At 40.7% G+C, this 20,883-nt stretch carries 18 protein-coding genes and 4 pseudogenes; 18 read left to right on the plus strand and 4 right to left on the minus strand.

Annotated elements, in window-relative coordinates:
* The first annotated feature begins 267 nt into the window (after positions 1 to 267).
* The 10 genes and pseudogenes from adaA (at position 268) to NSQ09_RS07075 (ending at position 9,192) form a co-directional block, all read left to right on the plus strand.
* Positions 268 to 896, plus strand: a pseudogene (gene adaA / locus NSQ09_RS07030) (bifunctional transcriptional activator/DNA repair enzyme AdaA).
* The gene (gene adaB, locus NSQ09_RS07035) at positions 883 to 1,422 is read left to right on the plus strand and encodes a methylated-DNA--[protein]-cysteine S-methyltransferase (RefSeq protein ID WP_041352200.1); all 540 of its coding nucleotides are present in this window, start codon (positions 883 to 885) and stop codon (positions 1,420 to 1,422) included. Before adaA ends, adaB begins: the two are co-directional and overlap by 14 nt.
* A 518-nt stretch (positions 1,423 to 1,940) precedes the next feature.
* Complete coding sequence (locus NSQ09_RS07040) at positions 1,941 to 3,458, plus strand: NADH dehydrogenase subunit 5 (protein WP_341030736.1); 1,518 nt, start codon at positions 1,941 to 1,943, stop codon at positions 3,456 to 3,458.
* A gap of 14 nt (positions 3,459 to 3,472) precedes the next feature.
* Positions 3,473 to 6,088: a DUF2309 domain-containing protein gene (locus NSQ09_RS07045; RefSeq protein ID WP_341030738.1), complete on the plus strand. Its 2,616-nt coding sequence runs from the start codon at positions 3,473 to 3,475 to the stop codon at positions 6,086 to 6,088.
* Between the two features lie 76 nt (positions 6,089 to 6,164).
* Positions 6,165 to 6,695, plus strand: a complete 531-nt coding sequence (locus NSQ09_RS07050; RefSeq protein WP_144458992.1) for a carbonic anhydrase — start codon at positions 6,165 to 6,167, stop codon at positions 6,693 to 6,695.
* A 60-nt stretch (positions 6,696 to 6,755) separates the two neighbouring features.
* On the plus strand, positions 6,756 to 7,046 hold the full coding sequence (locus tag NSQ09_RS07055) for a DUF6407 family protein (protein WP_014475635.1): 291 nt from the start codon (positions 6,756 to 6,758) through the stop codon (positions 7,044 to 7,046).
* 57 nt (positions 7,047 to 7,103) lie between these two features.
* Entirely contained in the window at positions 7,104 to 7,478 is a 375-nt protein-coding gene (locus tag NSQ09_RS07060) for a DUF2294 domain-containing protein (RefSeq protein WP_017694955.1), read from the plus strand.
* A 109-nt stretch (positions 7,479 to 7,587) separates the two neighbouring features.
* Positions 7,588 to 7,893 (plus strand): annotated as a pseudogene (ybdJ, locus tag NSQ09_RS07065) (two-component system response regulator YbdJ); the annotation flags it as partial.
* The gene (gene ybdK / locus NSQ09_RS07070) at positions 7,890 to 8,876 is read left to right on the plus strand and encodes a two-component system sensor histidine kinase YbdK (RefSeq protein ID WP_186304614.1); all 987 of its coding nucleotides are present in this window, start codon (positions 7,890 to 7,892) and stop codon (positions 8,874 to 8,876) included. The pseudogene ybdJ and the gene ybdK, both read left to right, overlap by 4 nt.
* A gap of 58 nt (positions 8,877 to 8,934) precedes the next feature.
* The gene (locus tag NSQ09_RS07075) at positions 8,935 to 9,192 is read left to right on the plus strand and encodes a hypothetical protein (RefSeq protein ID WP_144458993.1); all 258 of its coding nucleotides are present in this window, start codon (positions 8,935 to 8,937) and stop codon (positions 9,190 to 9,192) included.
* On the opposite strand, the gene NSQ09_RS07080 is transcribed toward NSQ09_RS07075, so the two are convergent.
* Both NSQ09_RS07080 and NSQ09_RS07085 read right to left on the minus strand, forming a co-directional pair.
* On the minus strand, positions 9,177 to 9,947 hold the full coding sequence (locus tag NSQ09_RS07080; RefSeq protein WP_144458995.1) for a serine/threonine protein kinase: 771 nt from the start codon (positions 9,945 to 9,947) through the stop codon (positions 9,177 to 9,179). The two genes, NSQ09_RS07075 and NSQ09_RS07080, sit on opposite strands and share 16 nt — an antisense overlap.
* Positions 9,948 to 10,032: 85 nt before the next feature.
* On the minus strand, positions 10,033 to 10,890 hold the full coding sequence (locus tag NSQ09_RS07085; protein WP_144458997.1) for a hypothetical protein: 858 nt from the start codon (positions 10,888 to 10,890) through the stop codon (positions 10,033 to 10,035).
* 135 nt (positions 10,891 to 11,025) lie between these two features.
* Between NSQ09_RS07085 and NSQ09_RS07090 the strand changes: the two genes are divergently transcribed.
* The 5 genes and pseudogenes from NSQ09_RS07090 to NSQ09_RS07110 form a co-directional block, all read left to right on the plus strand.
* Positions 11,026 to 12,210, plus strand: coding sequence for a DUF4885 domain-containing protein (locus tag NSQ09_RS07090; protein WP_341030747.1), 1,185 nt, complete (start codon positions 11,026 to 11,028; stop codon positions 12,208 to 12,210).
* A 317-nt stretch (positions 12,211 to 12,527) separates the two neighbouring features.
* On the plus strand, positions 12,528 to 13,916 hold the full coding sequence (locus tag NSQ09_RS07095; protein WP_015252942.1) for an amino acid permease: 1,389 nt from the start codon (positions 12,528 to 12,530) through the stop codon (positions 13,914 to 13,916).
* Between the two features lie 111 nt (positions 13,917 to 14,027).
* Complete coding sequence (gene csgA, locus NSQ09_RS07100) at positions 14,028 to 14,276, plus strand: sigma-G-dependent sporulation-specific acid-soluble spore protein CsgA (protein WP_144454096.1); 249 nt, start codon at positions 14,028 to 14,030, stop codon at positions 14,274 to 14,276.
* A gap of 16 nt (positions 14,277 to 14,292) precedes the next feature.
* Positions 14,293 to 14,484: a DUF5370 family protein gene (locus NSQ09_RS07105; protein WP_003234886.1), complete on the plus strand. Its 192-nt coding sequence runs from the start codon at positions 14,293 to 14,295 to the stop codon at positions 14,482 to 14,484.
* Positions 14,485 to 14,605: 121 nt separating this feature from the next.
* Positions 14,606 to 15,070: pseudogene (locus NSQ09_RS07110) on the plus strand (transposase); the annotation flags it as partial.
* A gap of 117 nt (positions 15,071 to 15,187) precedes the next feature.
* Here the strand turns inward: NSQ09_RS07110 and blaOXA are convergent.
* On the minus strand, positions 15,188 to 15,991 hold the full coding sequence (gene blaOXA, locus NSQ09_RS07115; RefSeq protein ID WP_017694966.1) for a class D beta-lactamase: 804 nt from the start codon (positions 15,989 to 15,991) through the stop codon (positions 15,188 to 15,190).
* 172 nt (positions 15,992 to 16,163) lie between these two features.
* On the opposite strand from blaOXA, the gene cypC reads away from it, so the two are divergent.
* Positions 16,164 to 17,417: a fatty-acid peroxygenase gene (cypC, locus tag NSQ09_RS07120; RefSeq protein WP_017694967.1), complete on the plus strand. Its 1,254-nt coding sequence runs from the start codon at positions 16,164 to 16,166 to the stop codon at positions 17,415 to 17,417.
* 40 nt (positions 17,418 to 17,457) lie between these two features.
* Here the strand turns inward: cypC and NSQ09_RS07125 are convergent, their stop codons facing one another.
* Positions 17,458 to 17,718 carry a hypothetical protein gene (locus NSQ09_RS07125; RefSeq protein WP_017694968.1) on the minus strand — a complete coding sequence of 87 codons (261 nt, stop codon included), beginning with the start codon at positions 17,716 to 17,718 and terminating at the stop codon, positions 17,458 to 17,460.
* A 267-nt stretch (positions 17,719 to 17,985) separates the two neighbouring features.
* On the opposite strand from NSQ09_RS07125, the pseudogene NSQ09_RS07130 reads away from it, so the two are divergent.
* Together NSQ09_RS07130 and NSQ09_RS07135 are read left to right on the plus strand one after the other, a co-directional pair.
* Positions 17,986 to 19,604 (plus strand): annotated as a pseudogene (locus NSQ09_RS07130) (APC family permease).
* Between the two features lie 121 nt (positions 19,605 to 19,725).
* Positions 19,726 to 20,876, plus strand: a protein-coding gene (locus tag NSQ09_RS07135) for an IS3 family transposase (RefSeq protein ID WP_087614160.1) whose coding sequence is annotated in 2 segments (ribosomal slippage) — positions 19,726 to 19,999 and positions 19,999 to 20,876 — 1,152 coding nt in all. Because the reading frame shifts where the segments join, the coding sequence is not laid out codon by codon here.
* Positions 20,877 to 20,883 lie beyond the last annotated feature (7 nt).

Consider the following 20,883-nt stretch of genomic DNA (forward strand, 5'->3'; position numbering starts at 1 on the left):
ATTCTCCTTATCTTAAATAATTATAAGAAAACTCACGCTGGTTGAAATTTAGTTTATCACATAATCATCTTTACTCATTTTGTTATCTTGCTATTACATTCTAACCACCTTATTTTTTTCTATTTATGAGGTTATAGTGTAGTTATCAAGAATGCTAAACGGGAGTAGATAAAAATGGCCCAAGATATAAAAAAAGCGTGTCAAAAATTTAAATTGGGATTCAATTCAAAATGAATTAGATGAGCCATGTAAGGAGAGATGAGATAAATGCCGGATAGTATCAATAACGGATATAAAGAGAGCCATGATCATAGAATTTCGAATGATGCAGAAATGATAACAGATGAAAAGTGGCAAGCCATTATAAATAATGATGCAGCGTACAATAATCAATTTTTCTACGCTGTAAAATCGACAGGGATATTCTGTAAACCATCCTGTAAATCTCGCGTTCCGAAAAAAGAAAATGTATGCATTTTTCCAAACAAGCTCTCCGCGCAAATTTTCGACCTTGTAAACGTTGCAAGCCTACTAATGAAAAAATGCCTGATAGCGAGTGGGTTGATCTAATTACTGAATACATTGATAAAAATTTCACAGAAAAATTAACGCTAGAATCGTTAGCAGATATTTGTCATGGGAGTCCGTATCATATGCATCGAACATTTAAAAAGATTAAAGGCATTACCCTGGTTGAGTATATACAACAAGTTAGAGTACACGCGGCTAAAAAGTATTTGATTCAGACAAATAAATCGATTGGAGATATCGCTATATGTGTGGGTATAGCTAACGCGCCTTATTTTATTACTTTATTTAAAAAGAAAACTGGACAGACACCAGCACAATTTCGTCAAATGAGTAAAATGGAGGAAACGTACAATGGAAACAAATAAACCAACCCTTTATTGGTCTTTACTAATGTTCAAGGATTGGAATTTTTATATTGCTTCAACTTTAAAGGGGCTTGTGTTTGTAGGTTCACAGAACAAACCAATCGAGGAATTGTTCGAATGGGCTAGGAAACGCTTTCCGGGAAGTCTTCTTGTTGAAGATGATGATAAGCTTGAACCCTATGCCGTTGAAATCACTCAATATCTAGAAGGAAAGCGGAAAAACTTTACTGTTCCAGTTGAGTACGCCGGTACGCAATTTCAGCTAGCAGTCTGGAATGCACTTTGTGAAATTCCTTATGGACAGACGAAATCCTATTCCGACATTGCAAATGAAATAAATAAACCAGCAGCTGTTCGTGCTGTAGGTGCGGCTATTGGGGCTAATCCGGTATTAATTACTGTACCGTGCCATCGTGTAATAGGGAAGAATGGCTCATTAACTGGCTATCGGGGCGGATTCGAAATGAAGACACTGCTCCTCGATCTGGAAAAGCGAGCTTCATCTGAAATGGATGTTCCTCATTGAAAGTGAATCATCTATAATGGGTTGGATTCTTTTAGAGGAAAGTAAAGACCAGTTTACTGATAAACTTGACAACTTTTAAAATTTAGCATATCTTATACGTAACTTAATAATCGATGCAGATGTTTATTTTTCCTTTTAAAATATGTAGGCCTTTAGCATTCTTTTCATATTTAATTTTAAATATTGATAGGATGAAAAAGTATCCTAATAAAAAAGGAAGAGAACATGAGTCGATTTATTTGATAATCAGGACTATATTAAAGGAAATGAAAACATAGCATAAAGTAAAGACCAATAATAAGGTAGCTCTTCAAAAAACTTCGCTGAAGTTAGTTGAAGTGAAGCCGACAATTTTCAGGATTCAATGATCTAACATAATCATTGAAATTTTGAAGTTGTCGGCTTTTTTGTTGGAAAAAAATAGAGATAAATAAAAATTGAAATAAATAATAGACAAATATGATCTGATTGAAAGATCTTTTGACCAATAATGAGTTTTAAAAAAGGGAGAATTTAGAATGTTAGTTTCGCTGAGTTTGTCATCATTATTAACATTATTTTTTATTATGCTTATGGCTTCTGGGATTAGTGGACTATTGTTTTTACATCCGCGAGTACCCTTGAGTTTTGTTCGCATTCATATTGGGATCTTGGCTTTACCACTTTTGGTTTCCTTACTGATTCTTGCCGATAGTGGTGTGAGCGGAAATGTTGGCCCTTGGCACTTAGATTCCTTAGCTTGTTTAATGACTTTCTTTGTTCTTGCAATTGGATTCATCATTCAGCGTTTTTCTGTACGTTACTTAATGGGGGATCGATCTTATCGAAAATATTTTACGCTTTTTACTTTCACAACAGGTGCTGCTTCAATGACATGGTTAAGTGGCGATCTCCGCTTGATGCTTCTATTTTGGGGAGCAACTCTTGTTGGTTTAACCTTACTTATTAGGTTAAACAGTGCTTGGCAAGTGGCTAGTGAAGCAGCCAAGGTTTCTGGCCGCTTATTTTTGTTAAGTTGGTTTTCTTTGTTTTTTGCGATGATGTGGCTTTTTCATGCCACAGGTCAATGGCAGTTATCATTGGTTGTAACAAATGAAAGTTTAGCTGGGCTGGGAGAATGGGAGAGAACAGGGATTCAGCTATTGATTGTACTGGCGGTGATCATTCCTGCAGCTCAATGGCCATTCCAAAGATGGTTGGTTGAGTCTATTGTTGCTCCAACCCCTGTTTCTGCAATTATGCATGCAGGTTTAGTAAATGCTGGAGGAATAATACTAACTCGATTTTCACCTCTATTTCATGGTGGTATCGCTTCGATTATCTTACTTCTGCTTGCTGGCATTTCTGTAATGATTGGAACTGGAATTAGTTTAGTCCAGGTTGATTATAAACGCCAGTTAGTAGGCTCCACGATTGGACAAATGGGGTTTATGCTCATTCAGTGTGCATTAGGCGCCTATATAGCAGCCATTATTCATCTTATTTTACATGGTTTATTCAAAGCTACGTTGTTTCTACGAGCTGGTTCAGCAGTAGGGCGTCATGAAGTATCGGCTCGCACTAATGAAAGAACATCCTATTTATGGGTCATGGCTGGTCGGATTTTATCCTTAGTAATAGGCGTTGCTTTTTGGCTCGCTGCTCCTGGAGAGGGATATCAATTCATTAGTGCGCTGATCTTAGGGTGGTCATTGTCCGTTTCTTGGACTCAGCTTGTCGCTTTTGGAGAGGGCCGAATTGGCCGAATTGCCGGCTTAACTGTTTTAGGAGGAGCAGCCCTCGTATATTTTATTATTCATAACCTTTTCTATAAGTGGCTGCATACAACCATTTTTCAAAGTGTTCAACCTCCAATGTCAGCTGTCATGATTGTCGTATGTCTCTTACTCTTTGGCAGTGCTTTAGGTACGTGGGTTGCTCGTCATCGTTCTTCCGTTTTTTTCGCGGTACTCTATCTTTGGTTAGTCCGATTAGGTGAAGCAAAACCAAAGTCAGTAGAGAGTCACCCAGACTACCTTAAACAATATATTTCATAAGGAGCTAATCTGAGATGGGCATTACATCCGTATTAACGAAAGATAATGTAAAAAAGATAGATACAGATATTGATGTTCAAGAAAGGGATCTTAACGTATTCATTACATCTGCCAGCCGAGTGATTGCGCCACTTTGGCCTATTTCTACATTTGCTGCACGTAATCCGTGGATGGGACTTGAAAACCAATCTTTTGATCAGGTTGCAAGTTGGTTGAAAAACACTCGTGATGTTGATATATACCCTAGTGCGTCTATGATCCGTTCAGCAAAGAATAAAGGTGAGATTGATGAAGATTTTGTGGAAATGGGGCTGCAGCGTTGGCTTGATTCACATTCCTATCACATCCCACGGGACGTGGCAGAGCGATTTTGTCATGCTGCATTAAAGTTAGATCCTCTGCCTTCCGACCTTTTATCATCACATAAGCTGGAGAAATTAGTAAGTGAATGTAGTGGATTGGATCATATCGAGAATGTGTTTATGCAGCCACTAAGTTCGCATATAGAGAATCAAGATGGTGAAAGGCTAGTCAATATATTAGATCATCATGTCATTAAGTGGAGTAAATTATATCTTGATGACTCTCAAGCAGGCTGGACAATGCCTAATCGTGAGGAAGGTTTCTATCGTGCTTGGCAGCATCTCATTCAATATGATCCAGCACTTAGCAAAAAGCAGCGAGAAAGGGTAAAGGGTTGGCCGAAAGAGGCACATTTGGCTTTACAGAAAGCTTTATTCGCACTAGAAATCCCAGAGTCAGAAATCCAGACTTATCTTGAAGGTCATTTACTTTCATTACCTGGATGGGCAGGGATGATGCTTTGGCGCTCCCAGCAATCGAGCCACGAACATGCACTCCTAACAGAATATTTAGCGGTTCGAATATCCATGGAGTGGGCTCTTATAAAGCCATACTTATCTTTGACTAATGAACGATCTAAGAAAAAAATTTCAATTGCTCCCCTTATAGCAGCTTGGATTCATTGGGGTGGGCTTATATTAGAAGAATGGTCACAGATGACGGCCGTTGAACAAAACGAATATTTATCATTTGCCTACAGCTTTGATGAGAAACTTCGCAAGAAACTTTGGTTAGAAGCTTGGGAGCAAACGTACACTGATCGATTAAGCCAGAAGATCATCTCGAAACAACGTGAAACCGGCGGTAAAAAATCTGCATTAGCTCAATTAGCATTCTGCATCGATGTACGATCAGAACCTTTTCGTCGTCAACTAGAAAAAGAAGGCCCGTTTGAAACGATTGGTATTGCTGGTTTCTTCGGGGTGCCGATTGCAACTTGTGAACTTGGCAGTAAACACAGTCATGCTTCCTTGCCGATCATACAAAAACCGCAAAATAAAATAAAAGAGTTCGCAGATGAGGATGTATTCAAAAAATACAATCAACGGAAGCAAGCAATTTATTCTTTAAGCCATACCTTTAAAACGATGAAGCAGAATGCGCTTTCGAGCTTACTACTGCCTGAGCTAAGCGGACCTTGGCTTACTCTGCAAATGGCAGCCCGTAGCTTTGTGCCAAGAAAGGCGGGTCGTTTCATTCGTAATCTCCGTGAGGCTTGGCTGCGCAAACCTGATACAAAACTCTCGCTTCATCATGATACTACAGAGGCAGAAATACCTGTGGGTTTTACTGATGAAGAAAAAGTGAACTATGCTCGCCAAGCATTAAAAATGATGGGGTTAACAGAAAACATCGCACCCTTGGTCGTGATTTGCGGGCATGGCAGTCAAAGTACTAATAATCCTTATTCTGCAGCCCTTGATTGTGGTGCCTGCGGTGGAGCGGCTGGTGGATTCAATGCAAGAGTTTTAGCTGCTTTATGTAATCTTTCAGAGGTACGAGAAACTCTTTTAGCTGAAGGAATTAAAATCCCTGAGGATACGGTTTTTGCGGCAGCTGAACATAATACAACGGTGGATGAATTACATTGGCTTTATGTACCAGAGCTTTCCGAAGCTGCACAAGAAGCATTTGAACAAATTGAAGCTGTTATGCCGAAAGTGAGACATCATGTAAACGCAGAACGTCTGGCCCAATTACCGAATTTCCAATCGAAGCTAAAAAATCCGAAGGCTGAGGCAGACCGATTTGCGGAAGATTGGAGTGAGATACGTCCGGAATGGGGACTGGCTCGTAATGCCGTTTTTATTATCGGTAAACGTGAACTAACTCAGGATTGTGATTTGGAAGGCAGAGCCTTTCTCCATAATTATGATTGGAAGCAGGATGAAAGCGGTGAACTCCTAGCAAATATTATTGCAGGACCTGGAACTGTAGCCCAATGGATTAATTTACAATATTACGCATCAACGGTAGCACCTCATTATTATGGCAGCGGAAATAAAGCAACTCAAACCGTTACTTCAGGTCTCGGCGTTATGCAGGGGAATGCAAGCGACTTGTTAGCCGGACTGCCTTGGCAATCCGTCATGGAATCAGATCACGAGGCCTATCATTCTCCTCTTCGTTTATTGATACTCATCCAAGCACCTAGAGAATATGTAGAACGGTTATTAAATCATGACTCAGCATTTCTGCAAAAAGTTCAAAATGGATGGGTCCGACTGGCTAATATTGATCCAGAAGGATGTTGGGAAAGCTGGTAATGATGAATGTAAGCATTTATCAAATGGATTTGTTATTCAAAATAAAAATGATAAACATAGGGAAGAGGTGTGCTGTATGAATGTAATCCAAAATAAAAAAGTATTGTTTTTGACGGATATTGAAAACGGTTTGGAGCCTATTTTACAAGAAGCGACTAACACTTCTGCAGAGAATATGTTGACTATACAAAGCTATGGTGCCAGTATTTCACATCCTTATGGAGAAATCATGAGGTCTGTTATTTTTGCGATTTACCAGGAAAATGTTGAGGAGATTTTTGTAGTAGGAACAAAAGACAAGAAGACTTCCGCAGGTAATGGACTAACTCAACTTGAAACAATGAAAGATAAAATACAAACATTGGATTATCTCTTTCAAAATTGCAAGCCTGAATTTTTAGGTGGTACGGTCGATGAATGGCTAAATGAAAATAGCAGTGACACCATTGAAAAAAGTGTTGATATGATTCGACATCATCCCCTAGTGCCGTCATATGTTAAAGTTAGAGGTTTATTCGTTCATCATAAGGATGGAAAACCCTCAATCGCGGAGGTTCCTGATGTTAAAACAGGTCAAGCCTTACCTGATCATTGCTTGTCACGATGAAATACAGGTTCAACTTCTAAACGCACCTATATATGGAGAAAGCAGTTCTAAGGAGATTGTATGAGCGCTAATTTAACTGATTTTGTCACGAAAACAATAGAGGAAATGAACTCGTTTGATCGTGAAAATATGGAATGTATGAAAAAACTAATTAGAAAAGCAATTGATTTTTATCATCTTAAATCTTATGAAGAAGTTGAGGAAACCCATTCAGGAAATGTTCGATTTTTGCATGTCCACTCTATGATGGAAGAAAATATGTTATCCAAAATGATAGTGGTCACAAGAAACGGTAAAACTGATTTGGATATTGAAGGTGTATATGAAGGATATGTTGTAAGAGAATATTAATGAGACGAAATCACAAATAGAATATGCCAATTTTTTTGCTCAGGAGATGTATTAGATATGAAAAAGTCGAAGGGTTCTATTGAATCAGAGATCAGTAAGTCCATTACTAAATGGGAGAAGGATTATCTTGGGCGGGGGTCTGTATCTGTTAAGACTGATATACTGCGGGACATGATCATCGTCAATTTAAAAGGGATTTTAACACCGGCCGAATATGTAGTTTGTGGATCAAAAGAGGGTATGTTATCTATCAAACAAACTCGTTCGGAGTTAGTCGAATCAGGTATAGAAGGCCTTAAGGATATTATCTTAAAAATAACCGGAGAAAAAGTGAAAAGTTTTCATACTGATTTAAGCTCCCGGACAGGTGAACGAGTGATGGTGTTTAAATTATGTAATGATCTAGAGAAAAATTTGGAAAAGATCTTATAATCTAAAGAAAATAAATGTTTTGACGGTATGGAATTTGTTATGAATTGAACATATTGAACTGCCGATTCTTTTGTTTTACAATTATGGCATCATTGATAACTTTTATTCATATACGCAAATCAAACATTTCTATATTGATGCAGTAACGAAAAAAGTGTTCAATGAAAGCCTGCATGATGAGGTATTGTTTACTGCGATTGAGCGGAAAATTTTCTTTTATTTATATGAAAATAGAGACAGTATCCTGACAAAGGAACATTTCTTTGAATATCTATGGCAGCTCGAAGATAGAAACCCGAATATTGTCAATGTGCATATTAAAAAAATCAGAGCTAAAATCAATGATCAAGCGGGTGAGATGATTGAAAATATATATGGAGAAGGGTATCGGCTGAATACCGTTGTGAAGAAATGAAGCTCAAGACAAAATATCAGTTGTTATTGTTTACGGCCGTCATTAGTGTTCCGATGCTATTGCTGGCGGTCAGTGTTTTGATGTCTGTGATTTATGACAGCATGTTTAAACCGATGAATCATGGTATGCCCTTTCACAGGTCGTTTGCGTACCCGGCAATGATCGTTGTATTTTTGATATCGCTCTTATTGTTAGCTTTTTTATTTTCAAAGTCGATTCATTCTCTGTTGCATAAAATCAATCTATTAAATCAGACCATTCGGGATTTGGCGAGTGATCAAAGGCTGCCCGATAAAATTGAAGTGAAGCGTGCTGATGAAATCGGGGAACTGATCAAGTCGGTCAATTTGTTAATTGAACGGACGATATATCGTGAACTGGAGCTGAGACAGCAGGAGGAAATCAAAAAGGAGCTTTTGCAAAAACTGCGGCATGACATTAATACACCTTTAACGGCTCTCAGGCTGCAGTTATTTTATTTGGAAGACCAATGTCATGATCAGGCTGTATTCGAATCATTGTATCAGCAAATCGAATATATCTCGGAATTAACCAATGAATTCAATCTATATTCCGCTGAGACGCTGGAAAGCTCTTATATTGTAAATGAAGAAGTGCGTCTAAACGAGCTATTAGAAACAGCGGTGAAAAAGTGGGATTATTTATACAGTATGAGTGGGATTGAGCTGCACTATAAGCCGGCAGATCAAGATGTGATATGGATGAGCAACGCGTTATGGATGCAAAGGCTGTTTGATAATATTTTTCAAAATACGTTAAAGCATTCAAAAGCTGAGAAGATGGAAGTCACGATTGAACATGGCGATGTTTTTATTCGTGATGACGGTATTGGATTTGATCGGAATGAGAGCAGTGAGGGACTTGGGTTAAAGATTATTGAGGATACATGCAGGCTGCTTGCGATTACTTATGAGCTGCATACAAATGATAACGGAACGGGGTTCTTGTTTTCAAAAGAGTGATCCTGCTGATGTTTTTCTTTCTCCTATAAAATTTATATAATAGGGAGAAAGAAATGGGGTGAACATCATATGTTTAAAAAAATCATCAAAACGATTAAGTACCTCTCTAGCAGTTCTAGTGACCGATATCGCAGACATTACAGCAGCAGCCGGCGCAGACATTATCGCAGCTACAGCAGCAGCTCGGGCAAAAGAAGACACTACGACCGTTATGGCGGGAGTCATCGTTACAAACGCCGGAGCTACAGCAGCAGTTAATCCAAAAAAAGTTCTTGTTCCGCTTTTGGGACAAGGGTTTTTTTATGTGACCGATTGAATGGCCCGGTTTAGATCCTCGCGAATGGAAGCGGTGTGCTGATACTCTTCCTCAATGCCCAATAATCTTTTCAGCAGCAAGGTTACTTCCTTTGTCAGTGTTAATTCCTCCATCCAGGTGCCGTTTTTCTTCTTTTTTCCTTTATATTGAGAGTACAGCAGGAATAACAGCGTTTCTCCGAGATCGAAGAAGTCATCCTGTTTTCGTACCGTTATTTCCTCCATTTCTTCAAGAGTCAATTGTTTGGCAAGGCCGAAATCGAGGAGGCAGAGCCTGCCGTCATTGATGATGATATTAGGCGTTCTGATGTCGCTGTGGAAGATAAGGCGATCATGCAGGTATTCTATAATCTCAAGCAGCTGCGAAATCAGTTGTAATGCCATAAGCTCTGTGAACGGCTGTTTTCGAAAAAATAATAATTCTTCTATATTCTCTCCCTCAATGAACTGCATGACATAATAAGCCTGTCCGTCTATGATGAACTCATCTATGAAGCCCGGAATTTGCGGGTGGTGAATGCTTTTGAGCAGTTTTATTTCCTGTTGGAATCGGACTTTCTCTTTTTCCTTTTTCGCTTTTGTCGGCCGAAGCTGTTTTAAGACATAAGGTGTTTGAGTTAGGATATCGGTGCACAAATAAACCAAACCGTAGCCTCCCATACCGAGGCACTCTTCGATTTTGTATTGATGATTTAAGATAACGCCGTTCTTTAGAGGGCGGTCAAATAGCAGTTTTTTTAGAAGTTTTAATGCCATGTCTGCACTTCCCTTGGTTGTACTGACTATAGTTTACCTTCTAGACTGAGAATAAAAAAGAGCCGGATAACCGGCTCGGTATAAGTTAAAACTGCTTTGTCACGTCGTATTCATAATCTATTTTTGCTTTTACGTTGCTCATCGTCGATCTGGCTGTCGCTAATGTATTATATTTAAAACTCCATACCTTTGCCACACTGAGTTGATCCGACAAAGAGATATCATAAGACCCTGAAGTCGAGCTGTTTACAAGGGCACGGCGCCATTCGTTGTTTTCGCTTGTCATGATCAGATGGCGTGTATTTCCCTGGCTTGGTGTTTGAGTGGCGGTTGTCTGAACTCTGGTTACAATGGCATCACGCGGTATCCCGGATTGGTTTGTTATATCAACCTTGATCACGCTGGAATCAGAACCTGAGGGGCTAAGGCTTGTATTTCCTTTATTTTCAGCAACGCCGCTGAATTGGAATGTTCCGCTGCCTGATTTGATTCGGTCTTCAATTGAAAGTGTAAAATACATGTTTCCGGTATAGGTGCCTCGTGACACTTTCACATAAAAGGTATCCGTCGTGTTTTGGGCGTCTGCATTTGCATAAATAAAAGAAGAAAACGTAATAGGGTTAATGACTTCTGTCCCTTGAGAAACAGGTATTCTATTCTTATCATAAATTTCAATTTTCATCCCTGTATACGCGCTCTGGTATGTACTCCTCACGTATACTTTTTCTCCCTTATTAGCCGTAAAAGTGAAATAGGCTTCATCTTGACCAGCTTCCAGTATTGTTGTATCGATATTTTTATATTTCCAATAACCGATCGGCATTGCGGTATCAAATGAATTGTTTCCTGTGATAGCAGTGACTCCGGCAGCTGATGCCGAATACGTAAAGGTGAATAAGACAGACAGCATAACAGCGAATGGAATAAGCCATTTTTTCACCATGCAAACAACCTCCTTTTATTTCCATCCATCATACATATTAACGATTTATGTGTAAATAAATGTTTTTTGAGGTTAATATATACATTATCTTTGCCGATAAAAAAGAATAAGAGAGAATACTCGGGAGGGAATTCAATGCGTCTGAATCGCCAATTTATCCGCACTCAGCTGATGGCACAGAACATATTGAGCAAGAATGCGCCTGCCAAACGGGAGAATGCGACTGAAAATCCAGCGGCAGTTCTGGAAAAGGCATACAGCAGGCTTAAGTCACAATCTTCAACTGGGGGAATCAATCAGTTCAATTATTCTAAAACCAGCGTGTCGGGAAACAGCGGGACGTTCAGCAAAGTGTATCAATCAGCGAATGATCGAACAGTGACAGACACAGGGGAAGAAACAGTGATTCAATCCCAAAACCCCTATGAATCTGAGAGTGATATCAGAATCAAAATACTAGATGAAAAATACAGCAGGATGAATGCGATTAATAAAACAAAGTCTGATCCATTAGGCTATATTAAGGATAAGTACCAAAATTCAAAGTCTCCTTATTTCAGAAGTGATCTGTCAGCTGCAGAAAGACAGGCCGCTTACGATAATGAAACAGAATGGCTATTCAAAGGGAAGGCGCAAAACTATAACCTCCAGGATGCTGCGTTTCGGAATGTCACATTTCATGGGGAAGTGGAAGCTGAGAATGAAAAGGTGTATCAGCGGGGACAGGTTAACCAGCAGCTGCAAGTGCTGTTGAATCGAAACCATATTCATATTCCAGAGGGGACAGAGCTGACGTTTACGATTACGCCTATTGACTATCAGGTGCGGGTGAGCGGGACAGACGACCAGGATCTGATCAACCAAATTGAGCAAGTGCTGCAATCTGGAGACAACAGCAAAGAACTATTTTTGCACATCATGAAAAGCCAAAGCAGTGATTCCACACAATTTTCCGAAGAGGCCTATCAAAAGTATCAGGCAGCTCGTGAGATTTACGAAGTTACAGGCTATCAATTGAAGGATTTAGAAGTCATTGATGGGCGGTACGTCACGCCTGAGGGACGTGACTTAATAGATGTATATAAGGAAGAGCTTGAAAAAGATCCAGTGCAGAAGCAATCGGCTTCTTATGCTATATCTTACTATCGTTCAGAGCTCAGTAAAATCGCTGAAGCCGGGTATAATGCCATTCCGGATTTCATCCTATCAATTGATTACAGCAATGGATCTCTGAGAGATGTGGGACAAAGCAAGAGCTATGGGACCGGAGATACCGGGTGGCTTGAAGCATTAAAGAGTCAAACGGGTGTGAATTATTAGGTAAGCTGTTCATGTAGGACAGCTTATTTTTTATGAGAATCTAAGAGGTGTATTAATTTCAATATTCAAATAATTTTATTATTTTTATATAAAAGATTTTAAAAGAAGTGAACGATTCAAAACTCTGAACAAAGGTGTTTGCCTGAAAAAAACAATTGTATTTTCCAGAGAAATTTATTATGATGAAATAAGTAATTTAGGAGATTATATAACAATTTTAAGTTTGAATTTTCTGATTGTTATCACTGATTCATGTGAAGGCAAGCAGGTCTGCTGTTTTCTCATTTATGAGTATTTTGTTAGGAGGAGGAAGAGGAGTGGCAAATAAAGAATTAAAGAGGGGCCTGGGCGCGCGCCATATTCAGATGATCGCCTTGGGCGGTACAATCGGTGTTGGCTTGTTTATGGGTTCTGCCAGCACGATTTCATGGACTGGCCCATCTGTCCTTCTGGCTTATGCAATATGCGGAATTTTTATCTTTTTTATTATGCGTGCGATGGGTGAAATGCTGTATGTCGAGCCGAGCACAGGTTCTTTTGCGACGTTCGGCCATCAATATATTCATCCGATGGCAGGTTATATAACAGCATGGAGCAACTGGTTCCAGTGGATTATCGTCGGCATGTCAGAAATTATCGCTGTCGGTTCTTATATGAAGTATTGGTTCCCGGATTTGCCTGCTTGGATACCTGGTATCGTGGCAATGGTGATTCTTGGTGCGGCGAATTTAATTTCTGTTAAGTCGTTTGGCGAATTTGAGTTTTGGTTTGCGATGATTAAAATCGTGACGATTATCTTGATGATTATTGCGGGAATCGGAATTATTTTCTTCGGTTTTGGCAATGGCGGAGATGCGATCGGTTTGTCGAACCTGTGGTCTCACGGGGGCTTCTTTGCAGGAGGTTTCTCAGGTTTCTTCTTTGCACTGTCTCTTGTCATTGCAGCCTATCAAGGAGTTGAGCTGATCGGGATTACAGCGGGTGAAGCGAAGGACCCGCAAAACACGCTAAGAAATGCGATTCAAAGTATTATCTGGCGTATTTTGATTTTCTACATTGGCGCTATTTTTGTGATCGTGACGGTGTATCCTTGGGATGAGCTCAACTCACTCGGAAGTCCGTTTGTGTCTACGTTCTCGAAAATCGGGATTACGGCAGCGGCCGGCATTATTAACTTTGTCGTGATTACTGCGGCAATGTCCGGCTGTAACAGCGGTATTTTCAGCGCGGGCCGCATGCTGTATACACTGGGTGTCAATGGACAAGCACCGAAATTCTTTAAGAAGATTTCACGCAATGGTGTGCCGCTGTATGGCACAATTGCGGTGCTGATCGGTTTGGCTGTCGGTGTTGTACTGAACTATATCGCGCCGCCGAAGATCTTTGTCTATGTATACAGCGCAAGCGTGCTCCCAGGGATGATTCCTTGGTTTATCATTTTGATCAGCCATATCGGATTCAGAAAAGCGAAGGGTGCTGCATTAGATAAACATCCATTCAAAATGCCGTTTGCTCCTTTTACTAACTATTTGACGATTGCTTTCTTGCTGATGGTTCTGGTTGGCATGTGGTTTAACGATGATACTCGTATCTCCCTGATTGTAGGCGTGATTTTCTTAGCGCTTGTGGTCATTAGTTATTATGTGTTTGGGATTGGCAAACGCACGCAGGCCAATTTGACAAAAAGCGAACAAGCAGCTGAATAACGATAAAAAAGAGACATTCGCGGATGTCTCTTTTTTTATTTTTTGCGTATGGATTTTCCCTATTTTAGCAAGCTATAGGGTAAAGATAGCAGAAGGAAAGGTGTTCATAAAATGGATGTTACACTCGGTTATTTGCGCGAATCACTTTCGAATCATCTAGAAAATGAAGTCTGCCAGCGTATTTGCAAGAAGATGCTGGCGAAGCGTTATGCAAATGAAGAGGAATTTGTAAAAGACTTAGATGATAATGAAATGTCTTTTTTGAACAATGTATTAGAAAAAGAAATTAAGTATGCCCAGAATGAACAGGATCAAAAACGGGCCAAGGAATTAAACGAGGTGTATGAATTACTGCTTTGAGAAAGGCGGGTAAGAAATGGGAGCAATTGAACGAAGCGGATATACATTTCAGCCGGAGTTTAGCGTTGTCCGTCAAAACGGAGCCATCCATGTGTACCATCAAGGAGAATTTGTGGAAGAAATCGAATTTGAATTTAACGGGGAATATCCCGATCATGATTTGATTGAAGAGCTTGTGAATCATTATTGTTTTGAGCATGAGATTTAGAGCCCTGCCGTGCAGGGCTCTCAGGCTGTCGAGAAAATCTCGTCAGCCTTTATTTTTCCTTAAAATATCCATTCTTCTGTAATAAAATAAAAGAAAGACTTAAAAGGACGGTGTCTTTCTCATGTTCCACACAAGAAACTCTTCTCAAAACACAGCCGAATTTGTTCTGCTTGACCAACTCGTTGAAGAGGATCACCTGCTTCGGAAAATTGATAAACACATAGACTTCTCTTTCATCATTGAAAAGGTGAAACCTTACTACAGTGAAAACAAAGGCCGCCCCTCACTTGATCCGCTTATTTTATTTAAAATGATGTTTATCGGATACCTCTATGGTATCCGTTCAGAAAGACAGCTTGAAAAAGAAATTTACTACAATATGGCGTACAGATGGTTTCTCGGATTGAACATAAACGACCCGGTTCCACACCACTCCACCATCAGCTGGAACAGACGCACACGCTTTAAAGATACAACCATCTTCCAAGACATTTTTGATGAGATCGTTCTTCAGGCCATCAATCATGACATGGTGGGCGGACGAGTGCTATTCACCGACTCCACACACCTTAAAGCCAATGCCAACATTTCTGCATCTGAAACCTGGTGAATATCTAAAGAAACAGTATAAAACAAAAAAGCTTGTAGAAAAAACATCGTTTTCTCTACAAGCTGAGAGCCCTGCCGTGCAGGGCTCTTTTATTTAGGATGTGATCAGGCCATACTTTTTCAGGATATCCACGGTGATGTTTTTGGCTTTTGTGCCGGAATCATCGACATTGGTGACAAAGACATAAGAGCCATGCTCTGTTTTGATGAATCCGACAAACCATCCTAATCCCATATCAGTCAGGCGAGTTCCGGTTTTCCCGTAGAGCGTGTAATGATCGCCTTCCTCTTGAATCATCATGCGCTTGACGGTTTTCATCACCGGTTTGTCAAATGGAAGCTCCTCTTTAAATAGTTTCTCCAAAAAGGTTTCTTGTTCCAGCGGAGATATTGTGAGCGAGCTTTGCAGCCAAAACTGGTCGATTCCCCCGCTGATATCCTCGTTGCCGTAAGATAGTGTATGAAGCCATGATTTCATCCTTTCCTCGCCGATATCTCTCGCTAATGCCTGATAATACCAGATTGCGGATTCGCGCATGGCCGAGCCAAGCGTATGGTCGCGGTTCCATGATTCGAATTCACGCTTGACCCCGTCCCATCGTTTAACATCGTATTCATCTCTTACAGCTTTGACCTGCAAACCGATTAAAGCGTTCACGACTTTAAAGGTGGATTGCGGAGTTTGTCTTTGATTTGCCCGTTTTCTGTTATAGACAAATGTCTGCTCCTTTTGTAAATCGTGAAGAATGAAGGTTCCATCCGTATCCTTGAATTCATCATCGACATTCATTCTGCTGACATTCAAGTGTTTTTCATGAGCAGATGACGCTGCGTGGACGGAGAAGCCGCCGATTCCTGCAATACCCAGCACAAGCACAACATATATCCATTTTTTCATTTTGTTCTCCCCTTTGTTTTGATTAACTACCTTTTCTCTCTTTCGTTTGTTCTTCCTTTAAAAAATAATCAAAAAGCGCTTAAATTTGGTTTTACAAACAAATACTGTTACTGGGTTTATAGTCGGAAGATAACGTGAAAATAGAGGGTAAAAAGGAAGGCAGGGTAAGCGGATGAATGAGCAGATTCCACATGACAAAAGTCTCGATAACAGTCTGACACTGCTGAAGGAAGGGTATTTATTTATTAAAAACAGAACAGAGCGCTACAATTCAGATCTGTTTCAGGCCCGTTTGTTGGGAAAAAACTTTATTTGCATGACTGGCGCTGAGGCGGCGAAGGTGTTTTATGATACGGATCGATTCCAGCGGCAGAACGCTTTGCCTAAGCGGGTGCAGAAATCGCTGTTTGGTGTTAATGCGATTCAGGGAATGGATGGCAGCGCGCATATCCATCGGAAGATGCTTTTTCTATCATTAATGACACCGCCGCATCAAAAACGTTTGGCTGAGTTGATGACAGAGGAGTGGAGAGCAGCAGTCACAAGATGGGAGAAAGCAGATGAGGTTGTGTTATTTGAAGAAGCAAAAGAAATCCTATGCCGGGTAGCGTGCTATTGGGCAGGTGTTCCGTTGAAGGAAACGGAAGTCAAAGAGAGAGCGGCTGACTTCATTGACATGGTCGATGCGTTCGGTGCTGTGGGACCGCGGCATTGGAAGGGAAGAAGAGCAAGGCCACGTGCGGAAGAGTGGATTGAAGTCATGATTGAAGATGCTCGTGCCGGCTTGCTGAAAACGACTCCCGGAACAGCGCTGCATGAAATGGCTTTTCACACACAAGAAGATGGAAGCCAGCTGGATTCCCGCATGGCAGCCATTGAGCTGATTAATGTATTGCGGCCTATTGTCGCCATTTCTTACTTTCTGGTGTTTTCAGCTTTGGCGCTTCATGAGCATCCGAAATATAAGGAATGGCTGCGGTCTGGAAACAGCCAGAAAAGAGAAATGTTTGTGCAGGAGGTCCGCAGATATTATCCGTTCGGCCCGTTTTTAGGGGCGCTTGTCAAAAAAGATTTTGTATGGAATAACTGTGAGTTTAAGAAGGGCACATCGGTGCTGCTTGATGTATATGGAACGAACCACGACCCTCGTCTATGGGATCATCCCGATGAATTCCGGCCTGAACGATTTGCGGAGCGGGAAGAAAATCCGTTTGATATGATTCCTCAAGGCGGGGGGCACGCCGAGAAAGGCCACCGCTGTCCAGGGGAAGGCATTACAATTGAAGTCATGAAAGCGAGCCTGGATTTCCTCGTCCATCAGATTGAATACGATGTTCCGGAACAATCACTGCATTACAGTCTCGCCAGAATGCCGTCATTGCCTGAAAGCGGCTTTGTAATGAGCGGAATTAGACGAAAAAGTTAAATTAAAAAGCTCTCTTCCTTTATCGAAGAGAGCTTTTTGATTACTTCTTTTTTTTATCGTAGTATTGGACGGGATACATGGAGCCTTCTGATACCATTTTGTTGTCCTCGATATCTTGCGGGTCCGGGTGGCCGGCTTTATCAACTGGGAACGTTTCCATGTCTGGCTGTTTTGTTATTTTCATCTTCATGCTGTGAATGAATTCTCTTGCCTTTTGGCGATTTGACGGGTCCTTTAATAGATAAGAAGTGATGCCGACAGTTGAAACAGCGAGACCTGAAAGTAACAGCTTTTGTTTCATGGTGATACTCCTTTCTATTTTAAGAATAGTGTTTCCTGTATCATTACCGTTTTGGAAATAGCTAAACCTATTGTGTTTTTATCATTTGGATTAACAGTAAATCCCATTTAAGAAGAAACTAGTGACTTCATTCCTGTATTGGAAGGTAATATACATTGACTTATTATCGTTTCAGTCAAAATTCGATAAATATTGACAAAGTAAAGTAATCAGAATAATAATATAATTAGCAAGAGAATGTCATCATACATGAAAGGTGTTTACGATATGAATCAATTGCATCGAAGAATGGGAACGTTTTCCCTCATGATGGTCGGGCTCGGATCGATGATCGGTTCAGGCTGGCTGTTCGGGGCTTGGCGTGCGGCTCAAATAGCAGGACCAGCTGCTATTATTTCATGGGTTATTGGAATGGTCGTCATTTTATTTATTGCTCTTTCTTATAGTGAACTAGGTTCTATGTTCCCTGAAGCGGGGGGAATGGTAAAATATACGCAATATTCACACGGTTCGTTTATCGGTTTTATTGCGGGCTGGGCCAACTGGATTGCGATTGTGTCCGTCATTCCGGTTGAAGCGGTGGCCTCCGTTCAATATATGAGTTCTTGGCCTTGGGAATGGGCGAAATGGACAAGCGGTTTGGTGAAGAATGGAACGCTGACTGGGGAAGGACTAGCGTTTGCCTCTGTATTGCTTCTCATTTATTTTCTGCTGAACTACTGGACAGTCAATCTATTTTCGAAAGCGAATTCATTAATTACGATTTTTAAAATTATTATTCCGGGTCTTACGATTGGAGCTTTGCTGTTTGTCGGATTCCACGGAGAAAACTTTACTGGCGGTCAAAGCATTGCGCCGAATGGCTGGGCAAGTGTGCTGACGGCGGTTGCCACTTCATGTATCGTTTTTGCGTTTAATGGTTTCCAAAGCCCGATTAATATGGCGGGTGAAGCAAAAAATCCGGGGAAATCAATCCCGATTGCGGTTGTTGGCTCTCTTTTCGTTGCGACAGTGATTTATGTCCTGCTGCAGACGCCTTCATCGGAGCGGTGAATCCTTCTGATATTGCTCACGGCTGGAGCCATTTGAATTTTAATTCTCCTTTTGCTGATCTGGCGATTGCGCTGAATATTAACTGGCTAGTTATTGTGTTATATGCGGATGCATTTGTATCACCGTCTGGAACAGGGATTACGTATACGGCGACAACGTCCCGAATGATTTACGGAATGGAAAAAAACAAATACATGCCGAGTATATTCGGGAAGCTTCATCCGATTTACGGCGTTCCGCGACAAGCAATGATCTTTAACTTGATTGTGTCGTTCATCTTTTTGTTCCTGTTCAGAGGGTGGGGCGTATTAGCGGAAATTATTTCCGTTGCTACGTTAATTTCTTATATCACCGGCCCGATCACAGTTATGACATTGAGACGGACGGGGAAAGACCTGTACAGGCCTCTTCGTTTAAAAGGCTTAAACGTGATTGCGCCGCTTGGATTTATCTTTGCGTCACTGGTGCTGTATTGGGCGCGCTGGCCGTTAACAGGGCAGGTTCTGTTTATTATCCTGATCGGTCTTCCGATTTATTTCTATTATCAGGCGAAGGCGAAATGGAAAGGGTTTGGCCGGAACTTTAAAGCCGGCGTCTGGATGGTGTTTTATCTGCTGGCCATGATGGTCATTTCTTATTTGGGCAGTGATAAATTCGGCGGCCTGAATGTCATTCATTATGGCTGGGATATGGTTCTGATTGCGATGGTATCACTTGTATTCTATGTGTGGGCGCTGAAGAGCGGCTACCAGACAGAATACTTAAAGGATGCGAAAAAGATAAATTCTCAGCTGCTTAATGGACAGTCAGAAGCTGCTGCCGGAAAAGAATAAAATAAATAAGAAAACCTTGCGATAGTTGGGACTGACCCCATAAGATGAGACAAATAAAAACACCTTCAAGTTTGAATACGGATGATTGTTATCCGAAATTAGACTTGGAGGTGTTTTTTCTATGGGGACAAGAGTGAGTTATCCGGTTGAAGTGAAACAGAAGGCTGTAGAAATGAGATTGGCAGGCGTACCTATGAAAGAGATCATGCAGGAGTTGAATATCAAAAATAATACGCAGATTAAGACATGGGTCAGATGGTATAAGGCTGGTGATACACATCGATTTGAACAGCCTGTTGGTAAGCAATACACTTATGGAAAAGGTCCGGAGTATTCTTCCGAATTAGAGAAACTGCAGGCAGAGAATCGATATCTGAGACAACAGAATGAAGTGTTAAAAAAGTACAACGAATTGGAAAGGAAGTTGATAGCCAAACGTCAGTCGAACTTGTAGAAGAATTGCACAGCACAATGACCGTGCAGGATATCTGTATTCATTTAGGTATCTCTCGCTCGTCTTATTATCGTTGGAAGAAGAATCTGAAGAAAGATCATCCCAAGCGCCATTTAGAAAAACAAATCGGCACGTTGTGCCGAGAGCACCAGTATCGATATGGATATCGAAAAATCACAGCTATATTAAAAAAGAGAATGTGTATTAACCATAAAACGGTTCAGCGTATTATGCAGAAAAATCAGTGGCAGTGCCGGGTTAAGGTGAAAAAGCGCAAGAAGAATGGGCAGCCATATGCCGTGGTCGACAATATATTAGATAGGAACTTTCAGTCTGATCATCCTCTTGAAAAACTAGTAACAGACATCACGTATTTGCCTTATGGACAGAAACAATTGTACCTTTCCAGTATATTGGATGTATATAATGGAGAAGTGATTGCTTTTACGATTGGAGATAAGCAGGACACAGACTTTGTCTTACACACACTTGATCAACTGCCAACACTGCCTGAGAACTGCGTGTTACATAGTGACCAAGGATCTGTGTATACATCTTACGAGTATCAGAAAGCTGTTAAAACAAAAGGCATTACCATGAGCATGTCCCGCAAAGGGACACCCGCTGATAATGCCTCCATCGAATCGTTTCATTCCTCACTAAAGTCTGAAACGTTCTATCTTAACAGCATTGATCGAACCACGACCGCCATCGTAGAACGCACTGTCATAGAATACATTCATTATTATAACAATATTCGTATTCAAACGAAACTAAACAACCAATCACCGATAAATTATCGGCAATTGGCTGTTTAAAAGGTGT

The sequence above is a fragment of the Bacillus sp. FSL W8-1202 genome, assembly GCF_038006165.1.
GTDB lineage: Bacteria > Bacillota > Bacilli > Bacillales > Bacillaceae > Bacillus > Bacillus subtilis.

Coding starts and splice junctions, on each gene's coding strand:
- NSQ09_RS07040 (WP_341030736.1), top strand. CDS start 1,941: ATGTTAGTTTCGCTGAGTTTGTCATCATTATTAACATTATTTTTTATT.
- NSQ09_RS07125 (WP_017694968.1), bottom strand. CDS start 17,718: ATGAAACAAAAGCTGTTACTTTCAGGTCTCGCTGTTTCAACTGTCGGC.
- NSQ09_RS07050 (WP_144458992.1), top strand. CDS start 6,165: ATGAATGTAATCCAAAATAAAAAAGTATTGTTTTTGACGGATATTGAA.
- NSQ09_RS07045 (WP_341030738.1), top strand. CDS start 3,473: ATGGGCATTACATCCGTATTAACGAAAGATAATGTAAAAAAGATAGAT.
- ybdK (WP_186304614.1), top strand. CDS start 7,890: ATGAAGCTCAAGACAAAATATCAGTTGTTATTGTTTACGGCCGTCATT.
- NSQ09_RS07055 (WP_014475635.1), top strand. CDS start 6,756: ATGAGCGCTAATTTAACTGATTTTGTCACGAAAACAATAGAGGAAATG.
- cypC (WP_017694967.1), top strand. CDS start 16,164: ATGAATGAGCAGATTCCACATGACAAAAGTCTCGATAACAGTCTGACA.
- NSQ09_RS07105 (WP_003234886.1), top strand. CDS start 14,293: ATGGGAGCAATTGAACGAAGCGGATATACATTTCAGCCGGAGTTTAGC.
- NSQ09_RS07060 (WP_017694955.1), top strand. CDS start 7,104: ATGAAAAAGTCGAAGGGTTCTATTGAATCAGAGATCAGTAAGTCCATT.
- NSQ09_RS07080 (WP_144458995.1), bottom strand. CDS start 9,947: ATGGCATTAAAACTTCTAAAAAAACTGCTATTTGACCGCCCTCTAAAG.
- NSQ09_RS07085 (WP_144458997.1), bottom strand. CDS start 10,890: ATGGTGAAAAAATGGCTTATTCCATTCGCTGTTATGCTGTCTGTCTTA.
- adaB (WP_041352200.1), top strand. CDS start 883: ATGGAAACAAATAAACCAACCCTTTATTGGTCTTTACTAATGTTCAAG.
- csgA (WP_144454096.1), top strand. CDS start 14,028: ATGGATGTTACACTCGGTTATTTGCGCGAATCACTTTCGAATCATCTA.
- blaOXA (WP_017694966.1), bottom strand. CDS start 15,991: ATGAAAAAATGGATATATGTTGTGCTTGTGCTGGGTATTGCAGGAATC.
- NSQ09_RS07090 (WP_341030747.1), top strand. CDS start 11,026: ATGCGTCTGAATCGCCAATTTATCCGCACTCAGCTGATGGCACAGAAC.